Source organism: Asticcacaulis sp. (assembly GCF_027484505.1).
Lineage (GTDB): Bacteria > Pseudomonadota > Alphaproteobacteria > Caulobacterales > Caulobacteraceae > Asticcacaulis.
On sequence record NZ_JAIXSV010000252.1, the window covers coordinates 1 to 11539 of the forward strand.

General features: G+C 58.5%; 10 protein-coding genes and 1 pseudogene. 6 read left to right on the plus strand and 5 right to left on the minus strand.

Going from position 1 to position 11539, the window contains the following annotated elements:
- Window positions 1-183 precede the first annotated feature (183 nt).
- From Q0072_RS14750 to Q0072_RS14765, 4 genes are all read right to left on the minus strand, one after another.
- Complete coding sequence (locus tag Q0072_RS14750) at window positions 184-585, minus strand: N-acetyltransferase (RefSeq protein ID WP_298331538.1); 402 nt, start codon at window positions 583-585, stop codon at window positions 184-186.
- 125 nt (window positions 586-710) lie between these two features.
- Entirely contained in the window at window positions 711-1271 is a 561-nt protein-coding gene (locus tag Q0072_RS14755) for a tail fiber protein (protein WP_298331540.1), read from the minus strand.
- A 54-nt stretch (window positions 1272-1325) separates the two neighbouring features.
- Window positions 1326-1862, minus strand: a complete 537-nt coding sequence (locus Q0072_RS14760; protein WP_298331542.1) for a tail fiber protein — start codon at window positions 1860-1862, stop codon at window positions 1326-1328.
- 36 nt (window positions 1863-1898) lie between these two features.
- Complete coding sequence (locus Q0072_RS14765) at window positions 1899-2432, minus strand: tail fiber protein (RefSeq protein WP_298331544.1); 534 nt, start codon at window positions 2430-2432, stop codon at window positions 1899-1901.
- Window positions 2433-2644: 212 nt separating this feature from the next.
- On the opposite strand from Q0072_RS14765, the gene Q0072_RS14770 reads away from it, so the two are divergent.
- The 6 genes and pseudogenes from Q0072_RS14770 (at window position 2645) to Q0072_RS14795 (ending at window position 8563) form a co-directional block, all read left to right on the plus strand.
- On the plus strand, window positions 2645-4630 hold the full coding sequence (locus Q0072_RS14770; RefSeq protein WP_298331546.1) for a DegT/DnrJ/EryC1/StrS family aminotransferase: 1986 nt from the start codon (window positions 2645-2647) through the stop codon (window positions 4628-4630).
- Window positions 4627-5664 (plus strand): sulfotransferase, encoded by a 1038-nt coding sequence (locus Q0072_RS14775; protein ID WP_298331548.1) that lies wholly within the window; start codon window positions 4627-4629, stop codon window positions 5662-5664. The genes Q0072_RS14770 and Q0072_RS14775 overlap by 4 nt, the downstream gene beginning before the upstream one ends.
- On the plus strand, window positions 5661-6398 hold the full coding sequence (locus tag Q0072_RS14780) for a WbqC family protein (protein ID WP_298331550.1): 738 nt from the start codon (window positions 5661-5663) through the stop codon (window positions 6396-6398). Before Q0072_RS14775 ends, Q0072_RS14780 begins: the two co-directional genes overlap by 4 nt.
- A 773-nt stretch (window positions 6399-7171) precedes the next feature.
- Window positions 7172-7411 (plus strand): hypothetical protein, encoded by a 240-nt coding sequence (locus tag Q0072_RS14785; protein WP_298331552.1) that lies wholly within the window; start codon window positions 7172-7174, stop codon window positions 7409-7411.
- Window positions 7412-7929: 518 nt separating this feature from the next.
- A pseudogene (locus Q0072_RS14790) lies at window positions 7930-8049 on the plus strand (IS5/IS1182 family transposase); the annotation flags it as partial.
- Window positions 8050-8131: 82 nt separating this feature from the next.
- A complete protein-coding gene (locus Q0072_RS14795; RefSeq protein ID WP_298331555.1) occupies window positions 8132-8563 on the plus strand; it encodes an IS5 family transposase in 432 nt (143 codons plus the stop codon).
- Between the two features lie 402 nt (window positions 8564-8965).
- Here the strand turns inward: Q0072_RS14795 and Q0072_RS14800 are convergent.
- A partial coding sequence (locus tag Q0072_RS14800) for a hypothetical protein (RefSeq protein ID WP_298331554.1) occupies window positions 8966-11539 on the minus strand: 2574 nt, incomplete at its 5' end.

Below are 11539 nucleotides of genomic sequence, written 5' to 3' on the forward strand. Positions count from 1 at the left end.
CGCACCTATGCCAGCACCCGCTTGCTTCTGGCTCTGACGGGTTTCCTGCCCAGCATGGGCGTCAAACAGGGCGTTACGGCTTTTATTAACTGGTTCCGGGGGTATGACAGAAGGACCTGACAACTGTTTAGTTCCGGCCAATCCTGAGTCGTCAGGAGTATGATGTCATATGGCAAGCGGTCTTTATGGCAGCGCCCGTACCATTTTCTGGTAAAGCCCGTTATGCGCGCCGTCTTCCACAAAGCCCAGACGCCGGTAAAGGCTTTTCGCGCGGTTATGGATGTCAACATGCAGGCTGAGCGTGCACCCGGCGGCGGCGGCATCGGCAGCCGTGGCGGCGATCAGGCCTGATCCCATGCCCATTCCCCGCCATTCCGGCAAAAAGGCAATGTCGATGATGCGCCAGTCTTTGACACCGCAGTAAAGGGAAAAACGACCGACCGGTCGTCTGGACGCACCTGTGTCACGGATAATGATCCACTGCCGTGCACCGGGATAAGAGGTCGTGTAACAGAGATCCTGCGCATCGAATTGCTGTCGCAGGAAGGCGGCCTTGACGGCTTCGGGCCAGGGCACGACGGACATTTCGTCCGCGCGCCCCGTCGCATAAAGTGCTCGCAGGAAGTCCGTGTCCGTGTTCGCGCGAAGTCTCAGCCAGACATGCATCCGGCTGAGACCAGTACTCAAGGGTGCGCTCATCGCCACTGCATCTATTGCGGCATGGGAAAGATGCCGTCGAGGGCAATGCCCCAGTAGAAGACCTGGTAGGGTTGGAGGTTGTTGTGAGCCGCCGGCGTGGAACTGCCAGACATGCCGATGGTGGCCTCAAGAAGAGAGGTATTCGGCGCGCTTGCTGTGGAAAAGATGGCGACATTGCTAGTCGCATTACGCATGCCGCCCAGGTTCGACTTGCTGTCGGGAGCGGCCGTCTTGCCGGCATATTTGAGATTGTTGGTCTGTCTCTGGATGACATGGCGATGGGGAGGCAGGTTGCCGTGGCTGAGCGTCACCGCGGTTGCGCCATAGGCATGGCCCAACTTCTTGTTTAACGCACCGCCCATCGGAGCCTGTCCGGGCGCGGATACGGCCATGCCAAGCAGATTGGGCACCTTGAAATTCACGTTCGGGCTGCCCCCATATATATTGCCGATGACCGCATAAAGGGCCTGATAGGCCCGCACATCGAGGGTGGAGCCGTCGCAAAGATGCCAGCCTTCGGGCACATAGCTTGAGGCGAAGATGCGCACTTCGCCGATAAAGGGATCACTCATGACGTAAATCCTCTGGGTTTATCCGGATATGAAGCCTTGATCCGCCGGGATGGCCTATTGGACAGGCGGATACATACCATTCAGGCAGATGATGTAGTTCAAGACCGTGGTCGGCATGACATTGTCGTGAGGCAGGCCATTGCCGCCACTTTGCGGAATACAGGCGGCATTGACGTTTGTCGTGCCGCTGGGCGGCTTGTTGGTGTCATTATAAAAAGCCATGCCATTGCTGACCGTGCCAAAGGTCACGGTTGGCCCCGGTGACACGCTGGTCGCCGTTTCCGGACTGGCATTCAGCGTGTGGCTGTGCGCCGGAATTTGACCGAGGGTCAGCACGACTTCGTCGCTTCCACCCGAGGCGCCCATGGTGCGCGGAGACAGGCCTATGCCGTTACCGGCGCCCATGGGCAACCGGCCCTGAAGATTGGGCAAGCCGAAATTGACCCTGCCATCACCACCAAATTGGGTGCCGATCAGGGAATAAAGCACTTCATTGCCTGAGATGGGGAGGATTTGTCCCAGGCAAAAGGCCCAGTCTGCAGGTGCGCGCAAGCCGGCGAACGGGCGGATTTCTCCAACATAACAGTCCATGTTCGATCTCCAGAAGAATGAAATAAAAAATCTGGCTCAGTAGGGCCGTGGCGGATAAACGCCCGAGGTGGCGATGTAATAGGCCAGGACCAGATAGGGCTGGAGATTGGAATGGCTGGGCGCACTGCCGCCCGCGGCCTCAACCGAATTGCCGGCAATGGTCACCAGTGGCTTGGTGGGTGCCACATAGAGTGGCGGACGATCGACTCCAAGCGGGGCCACGGCGGCGTAGAGCGTGTTTGCGCTGTCAACCGAGGTCCCGGTCTGGGTGATCGCACCGAAGGGATGGTCATGCAGTGGCATGTTCGCCATGGTGAGAGTGACCGCTTCCTCACCGCCCTTATCGCCCTGCTTTTGGAACGGGGCCTGAGCACCGATGCAAACGGGGACCCGGCCACGCAGGTCGGGCAGTCCGAAAGTGGTACGGCCGTCGCCGCCATAATTGACGCCCAAAAGGGAATAAAGGGCCTGATTGTTGCTTATCGGCAGAACGGAACCGTCGCACAAATGCCATCCCTGCAGCCTCGTGCTGTACGGCAATATTTTAATCTCACCCAGAAAAGGTTCCATAGAGCCCTCCACACAATTTCAGGTCGAACACGTCGTGGATCACATGTATTTTCAGGCGAGTCAATAAAAGATTGTGGTTGAAAATTTCCCTTCATGGTTTAAGGATTTGCCTTCAGGCATGCGGTTAGAAACCTGTCTGCGGAGGATAATTTCAACGAATCCTTCTTCTTAATAATCTGGTTTAAAAAATAAAATAACGGAGGCACCGTATCATGGATACGGGCGGTGGAGCGGTTTCACCCTTTGACCTGTGGCTGAAGGCATTCATGGTGGAGCCTGACTTCACCTATGTTAAGATCAACCATGGATTCTGGGAGCGCATGGTTGATGTGCACAGGCAAATGCCCTGGCCGGTTACCCCCGATGAAAAACAAAGGGCGGACCAACTGGTGGGGCGCACCGGACAGGGATTTTTCGAGGACGGCTTCATCGACGAACTTATGGATCTGATCCGCGATATTCAACCCGGTGACACCCTGTCCTTCGGGGTCTCAACAGAGGCCTGGACCGATTGCGCACGCTTCAGCAGCACCCCCGGATTCCCGGAGGCCTGCCTGAAGGTTATGGACGAGACCATTCCGGCCCATGTGCGCCGTGCCGATGGCCTGCTGTTGAAGCGCGCCGTCGAAAGTGGTGATTTCCTGCGATTCCTGAAAGGCTTGTCCGATCACCATGTGATTGTGCTGGGGCCTGATCCGCTGCGCGACTTTCTGGACTTTGCCCGGCTGAAACACGGATGTTTCCTGGAAATTCACCCCAGTCTGGCGCGGACCCAGCGGAACGAGGTTGAGACGCGCCTGGCCGAGGCTGTCACCGCAGGACTTGCCGGAACGCGGCAGGTCACGGTCTTGCTGCAGGCCGGCTCTCTCGCCCCCTATCTGATCCTGCGCTTGCGCAAGCGCTTCAGCGGGGTACGCTGGGTCGATGCGGGTCTGGCGCTCAGCCTGTGCGCCCTTGAAAGGGATGTCTTGCCCCGGTCCTGGGCCTCGGTTCATTACGAAAGACTTGTGTGCACCTATAATCGCTGGGTCGGGCGCGAAGCCTATCCTCCCAGACGACGTCTGGCCCTGATCGATACGCAGTTCAACCGGCTGTCGGAACAGCTTGAGGACGCCGCCTTCCCCACCGGGGTGAAGCCCTCGCCGAAACCGGCCGCCATCGATTTCGTCGAGAACAAGTCGCCGGACCCGGAACAGATTGCCCGTTTCCTGTCGCTCAGCGTGCGAGCCAATCACTGGTCGAATTTCGGGCCCGTCTCTTCCCTGCTGGCGAGCGCACTCCATGAATATGCAGGGCTTGAGGACTCGCACCTGATCCTGCCCTGTGCCAATGGCACTCTGGCCCTGGAAACCCTGGCGCGGCTTCATGAACACAAGGTCGGGCGGCCGTTGCGCTGGTGCGTGCCTGCCCTGAGCTATTTCAATGTGGTTCGGGGTTATTTCGCCGGTTCGACCGTGGTGGATGTCGATGCTGGTGCGCGCTTGAGTCTCGAGGCCGTGCGGAACCTGCCCCAGGAGAGTTATGACGGCTTGGTCGTCACCAATCCCTTCGGCTATTTCAACGACTTTTCCGCCTATGCGGATTTCGCTGCGGAAACCGGCAAGCTGCTGCTCATCGACAACGCGGCCGGATTCAGCGCACGGCCCGATACCCGCGCGCCCTACCAGGCCTTCAGCGCCCACCAGACCAAGCCCTTTGGCCTGGGTGAGGGCGGCTTCATCCTGGCCCCGGCCGAGGATGAGGAAGCCTTGAGGCAACTCATCTTCCACCGGCACAATGAGTACCGGCCGCTTGACGCCTCTATCAATGCCAAGCTTTCCGATATTGCCGCGGCCTATATACTGGACAGGCTGTATCAGGCCCCAGCCTGGGCCCCCGTCTATGAATTACAGGCCCAACGCATAGCCTCCCTGGCCCTTCAGGCGGGCTTGCAAATGCTTGCCCCCCTGCCCCGCCGGCCCCTGATGGGCCTGCCCGTTCTGGCACCCGCCGATGTGCCGGTTGAGCGGCTTGAAAATCCGCACATGGTCCTGCGCAAGGTCTATGCCCCTCTTTCCGCACAGGCTCCCGGAGCGCACTCCCTGCACCGGCGCCTTGTCAATATTCCCTGTCATCCCGGCATGGCCCGCCTCGAACGCGGTCTGATCATCGAAACCCTGCGCAGCCTGAGCGTCCCGCACACGGAAATGGCTTTATGAACGAGGCCCGCCTGAACGCCCCGATCTTCCTGATGTGTTCGGAACGCTCAGGCAGCAATCTGCTGAGCCGGATGTTCGCGGCCCATCCGCATATCTGCGGGCCTGGGGCGGCGCATCTGTTTCGTGTCTTTTCCGAAGTCGCCGCACACTATGGTGAGGATGAGCTTCCAGCCCTGCGCAGGGACATGCTTGATATGTTCGAGGCCAAGTTCGGCCTGTGGCAGATCGATGCCTGGCCCCGCGCCAGACGCGAAGCCGTGCTGCAAACCCAGAAAAGTGCGGCTGGCATGGTGGCGGCCCTTTATGAGGCCGAACGCAGGTCGGCGGGCCGGGACAGGATCTTCGTCAAGGAATGCTCTATCCATGGCTTCCTGCCGTTTCTGGAAAGCGTTTCGGACGCGCCCGCCTATGTCTTCATGGTGCGCGATCCGCGCGACATGGCCCTGTCCTGGTTACGCGCGGATGCCTTGCGCGGGGGCGTCGTCCGGGCCGCGCGGCAGTGGATGGCCGACCAGACGAGCTTTGTAAACAGTCTGGCCTGGCTGAAGGGCCGCCGGCGGCTGGCCGTCCTGACCTATGAGGCTCTGCTCGCCGATCCCGAACGGGTCCTGGCAGCGACCTGCGCCAGACTCGGTATGGGCTTTGATCCCGCCATGCTGGACTTTAGCGCGAATGCCCGCGCTGAGGCGGCGCGTGCGCATATGCTGCGCAATATCGGACGCCCCCTGATGTGTGATAATCATGGGCAGTACAGGCAGGGGCTGGATGCGGAACAGATCGCCTATGTCGAGGCGGTCTGTGCGCCCCTTATGGCTATGTTCGGCTATGTACCGGACCTGAAGGCCGATGACCTTGCCGGTCATGATGGATTCGCGGCGCTAGAAGCCGCGGTCCTAGCCCGCGACCCGTGGGACAAACCCCAGTATCTGGCGCTGCCGTCGGCGGAACGCCAGCGCTATGAGAACTGGTCTCGGCTGCGCGATGAGTTGCGCCGCCGCCCCATCACCCGTCTTGCAATGGCGTGGGATACATGATGCACAGCCCCGTTCTGGCGATCATGCAGCCCTATTTCTTTCCCTATCTGGGCTATTGGCAGTTGATTGCAGCGAGCGATATTTTCGTCCTCAATGACGACGTGCAATATATCCGGCACGGCTGGATCAACCGCAACCGGATCCTGCGCCCGGACAATGGCTGGACCTATATGGTCGTCCCCCTGCACCGTGCGGCCTGTGACACACGCATCCGCGACATGCGCATAGATGATAGCCAGCCCTGGCGCGAACGCATCCGCGGCCAGCTTGCGGCCGCCTATCGCAGGGCGCCGCACTTCCGTCTGGTCATGGAACTTGTTGATACGGCGCTGGACACACGGACATCCCATATCGCCGACCTCAACGCCGCCATCATCGGGCTTGTGTGCCGTGAACTGGGACTTTCCGCACGGCTGCGCGTGCAATCGTGCGGTGGATTCGACTACACAAACATAAGGGAGGCCGGGGACTGGTCACTTGAGGTCGGACACCAAATCGGGGCCAGGACCTATATCAACCCCATAGCCGGTGCCGCGCTTTACAGAGCCGACTGTTTCCAGGCCCACAACATGGAACTGAACTTTCTTAAGATGGATGAGAGGGTCTACGACCAGCAAAGGGCGGATTTTGAATCCTCCCTGTCCATTATTGATGTGCTGATGTTCACCGGTATCGACGGTGTGAAGGAAAGGCTCAAGGCCTGCCAAATCATACAGGCTCAGAACATGATCTAATAATTAGCTCATACCGCCTTGCGTAAAGTTCGGCTCTTCGCAACCGGGAATCGCGCGACTGAGGGGGCTTTGAACGCATAAATGCGAATACTCAAATGCGTTCTACCTTACGTAATTGAGCGGTTTTCGACCATTATGAATCGGGAGGATTCCCAAGGCCGTAGATTTCTTACTCAAAATTCGTGCTGGTGAAGGAGGGCAGCATAGATGGGGCAGTTTCTATCGACGGATCTGCGTTCACGGCTTATGGCGGCGATTGATGACGGGATAAGTTGCCGGGTGACGGCGGCTAGGTTAGAGCGCAATCCAATAAAGTGGACACCATTTTTTGAAAAAATTGCACGACTAAACAAAAACTTAGGGACATTCAATGGCGCAGCTTAGCCGCTGAATGCTCTACGCGTCGCTCCATCGACAGCAATCGACTTCCAGCGGCAACGCCGCGAGACTGGTAACCTCTGCCCAAGCCTCAGGGTGGGGATATGCGGTCGCGCCGGGTCGAGGGGCGGCAGGTCGACATCGTCGCGATCTGGGAAGCACACAAGGATAACTCACTTGACGAGTTGCGCCTAGCGTTGATTGAGGCTGGCCTGGATGTGTCTGTAGCCGGACTTTATCGCTTCTTCGTGCGTCGGGGCATGACGCGCAGAAAACCTTCAGCCTGTATGCTTACGATCATAGGCGGATTGCAATCGTGGATAAATAATTTACTGTGTTCGCAGTGTATAGCGAGGCCTGGTTGTGGCGACCTCTGGTGATGATGAGCGAGAGCAATGGCAAAAGATACAAGCGACATAAACGGTCGCGGACCCCACACAATTGAGAACATTGCCTATATCCGCCAGATGCTCGCCGAATTGCGGGAGGTTGCGGAGAGAGAGGGGGCCCAAATGCTGTGCTATCTGATCGAGATGGCCTATGCGGAGGCCAACGACCTTCACATGCTTTCGACTCCCTCAATCCATGATGCTCGGCGAAACAAAGCCGCCAGCAAGCCTGTCAAGGGCAGCTAAGACCCAGCCACGGGGCAGCGCAAAATAGGCCAGGTGAGCCGCGCGTATGTGAGCGTCTGGAGGGCATAGCCCGTAAGGAGTTCACATACGCGCGGCATATTCTGGAGGGTAATCAAGGAGTGGGTCTGGCCTTGCGGGCGCGGCTATGGGCCAGACGATAACGTGCGCTGGGGCATGACGCGCAAAAAAAGACTGCCCGTGCCATCGAGCAGGACCGGCCAGATGTCCTGACACAGCGCGATGACCGGTTCGACAACCAGGCGATCTGAACCCTCAGCGTCTCACCTTAATCGACGAAAAGTGGACAGCAACCAACATGGCCCAAAGCCGTGGCCGCTGCCGAAAAAGCGGGCCGCTGCGCATGGATTACGCCCGCCTACGTGTAGATTACTAGGGTCCGGACCCAATAAGCGGGTTTTCATGAGTGTGATGTTGTGATTCACTGCCTCGTCCGGGAGGTTGTGAGATGGCTGATTTTTTAGTTTTCCGATGAGCAATGGGCGCGGATCGAGCCCTTGTTGCAGACTGGTGTACGGGGCAAGCCGCGTGTTGATGACCGCTGGGTTCTGAACGGCATCGTCCATGCACTGCGTTGTGGTGGTCGCTGGGCGGATTGCGGCGATATCTATGGGCCGAAGAAGACGCTCTACAATCGCTTCGTCCGGTGGTCCGAACGTGGCATATGGGAGCGCATTTTCAGCGCGCTTGCGGGTGCCGAGGATGCGCCGGATCGGCTGTTCATCGACAGCAGTTGCATCAATGTCCACCGCTGCGCGGGAGGGGGGAAAGGGGGGCCTAGCTCAGGGTATCGGCCGCACGAAGGGCGGACGCAACACCAAACTCCACGCCCTCTGCGACGCGAAGGGGCGTCCTCACGTCCTGCTCCTGACACCCAGCAACGTCCACGATTGCAAGGTAGCCAGGCTGTGCATCGAGGCCCTGCCGCCCTCCGCCGAACGGGTCGCCGACAAAGGCTATGACAGCCAGGCGCTGCGTGAATGGCTCGACGCGCGCGGTACCGAGGCCATCATCCCGCCGCGCAAAAACCGCAAAATCCAATACGAATACGACAAGGCTATTTACAAACAGCGCAACGTCATTGAGCGCATGTTCTGCCGTCTAAAGGACAGCGCGCCTCGCCACACGCTTTGACCGAAACATCAAAAACTTCATGAGCGCCTGCGCACTCGTCGTCGCGGCTGGAGTGAGTCCGGACCCTACAAAACACCAGTAACATAGGTTGCGGCATCTTGCCCAGATATGCGGTCCGATAGGTCTCATGGAAACAAAACACCTCATCTCGGCTGTATCTGGGCCCACGGCATCGATAAACATGGAGATGTAATCGATCATAAGCTCTTACAGTCGCTGGCTGACAATTGGTTATATGGCGATCGTCGCGCAGCATCTGCGTCTGAAAGACGCGCAGAAGGAGGGGGCAATGTAAATAGTATCTGAGGCTCCGGTTTTTCAAAAAAACGGAAATTCCGGGTCCCTGGAATTTACCATTTTGAGATGGCCAAGAATTGGGAGCGCGTCAAGTCAGGTCATTCCTCACGTGGCCCTCGCCAGCCAGCTAATCGCATTGATCAGGAAGCGTTTTTGAAGCGGGGCCACCATGTCGGGTAATCGGTGTACGATAACCTTCATGCCGTCCTTGCGTACCGTAAAGCTCGCTGCGCCGTTCTGACGGTCGTGGTCGCGGCTGTAGGCGGCGATGACCTCGATGCCGTCGGGACCGATCACCGGCCCGTCTATCAACAGACCATTGGACGGCTGGCCCTCGACCTGATGCCAGACGCTGGTGGCCTGATCGACCGGCAGACCGTCGAAGATCGGATGGGCACGCAGATAGTTCCAGTTACCCATCCACGGCGCGCGCAGATTGCCCACCTGACCGGCATAGGTGAACAGGCCCAGCGCCGACAACTGCTTCGCCACCCCTTCGGCCAGACCGTCTTCCGGCACATAGGCCAGCAGTGGCGTCCCCGCCTTTACCGCCGCCAGCACGTCCGCAGGCAGGTCGCCCAGAATAAGTTTGGGCTTTTCGCCGGCCTTCGGCTGAGCTTCAAGGCCCGTTTGTTCCCCTACCTGACGCTTGGCTATCTCTTCGGCTTTGAGGCCCGAAGCGATGATGGCATCATATTTCCCGCCAGCCTTGAAGTCTTCAACCGTAAGGCCGGAGATGGCCGTCAACTGATCGCGGAAGGATTTGGCCACACCCGATACGGCCAGCTTCACCGGCTTTTTCAGCCCTGAGGCATTGTCCACCACCCACAGGTCGCGCACAAAAGACGGGTAGCCTTTCAGCTCAATCTGAACCTTGTTTATGCCCGGCTTCGTCAGTGCAGGCGTCAGCACCTTCTCCGCCAGCAGGTAACGGAACTGATCCTTCACATGCGTGGGCGCGGCATACCGAGCGATTTCGGTCGTCGTCCCGTCCGGCGCGATCAGGCTCAGGATCATTTCGCTCCTGATCTGCACATCGGTATCATTGAGCAGGTAGATGTCGAGTTCGGCCGCTTCACCCGCCGCATAGACCAGACGACGCTGTTTGGCGATCGGCCGGACCGGCAGCAGGCTGTTGCGCAGAAGATCGGGCGGCGATTTGAAGTAGCGCAGATTATCGACAATACCGGAATGGTTTTCGATAGCCGTCGTCTCCCAGCCGGAAATCGCGGCAATATCGACTTCGTCACCGATGCGGATGTTTTCCAGATAGTTCTGCCAGGCGTCATAAACCTTACGGCCAACCGACAGGAACAGGCTTTCCGTCGTCGGAAACGCTTTGCGAAAGCCCCATTTATCGAGATAGGCCGAGGTGTTCTGCACGATGACCTTATGGTCTTCAAGGTCGTAAGACTTACCGCCATTGGCCAGAATATCAGCCACCATCAGGACATGGTTGTCCGCCGTGGCGCAGCCCTGCATTTCACCAAATTCGACGATATAGGGCTTACCGGTCTGATAATGGATATAGCTGTCCTTCGACTGATAGAACTTGTCGTACCACTGATCGCCGGCTCCCTGATGCTCCACCCACCAGCCGCCGAACGGTTCGACATCTGAACGGAAATAGTGGTCATTATAGGCCAGATACATGGCCTGAGCCGCGCCGCGTTTGACGAAGCCGTCATTGAGGATGACCGTGCGCGAAGGGTCTTCGTCGTGAATAATCTTCAGGACATTCTGGACGTCAGGATTGTTGAGATTGGCCCCGATTTCGTTCTGAAGCGTGTAGTGCGCCAGCGACGGATGCGAACGGAAGGTTCTCGCCATCAGGCGACACTTCTCGATCATGTAGGCGCGGCTGAAGGCATCGGCCGCAGACAGGCTCTCACCGGGTTTCAGGTCCTTACCGATGGCGTGGCGGCCACCGCCGGGCTCCATGACGCGCATCAGCCCCAGTTCGTCCTGACGATCAAAGACATCGTGCTTGCCGACATTGCGGTGCGCATGAAGACAGTTGAGGCCCAAGGCTTTCGCCGCCTCAACCTCGCGCCGCGCCAGAGCCGGCGTCGGCCACATGCCGTTATAACCCCAGTACCCCCACGAGATGGCGGAATAGAGTTTGATACGTTTGCCATTCAGCCGCAAAAGCGCATTGGTGCCGATCCCTTCGACCGCAAACCAGCGAAAGCCAAAGCGAACGGTCTTTGATGACAGGCCGGTCTTACCCTTCCAGTCGAAGCGCATATGGTAGAGGTGGCGATTTTCGAGGTCCCACAGCTTTGCATCAGGTGCATGAAGATCGTAGACCAGCGTGGCCACGCCGTTTTCGATCCTGGCACTTTTTAAAGCGATTTTGACTTTAACAGACTTCCCGTCCGGGCCCTGCAACAGGACAGAGCCGCGTTTGGCGAGGCCTTCCGCGCTGATTTTGTCGGTCAACCGCACCTGCATATGGGCGGTGACTTTACGGGGCTCAGGGGTATTGAGCACCCACGCATCCTCGATATAGCTATCCAGCGGATGTACGCTGAGGCTCATGCCGCGGTCCAGCCCGCCGAACCCGTGCGAGGCAAACAGTTTGAGCTTACCCCACATCATGGTGGTGGAATCGCGCCAGTCGTAGCGCCCACCGGGATTGGTGATGCGGATGGCCAGACGGTTGGTGCCGCCGGGAGC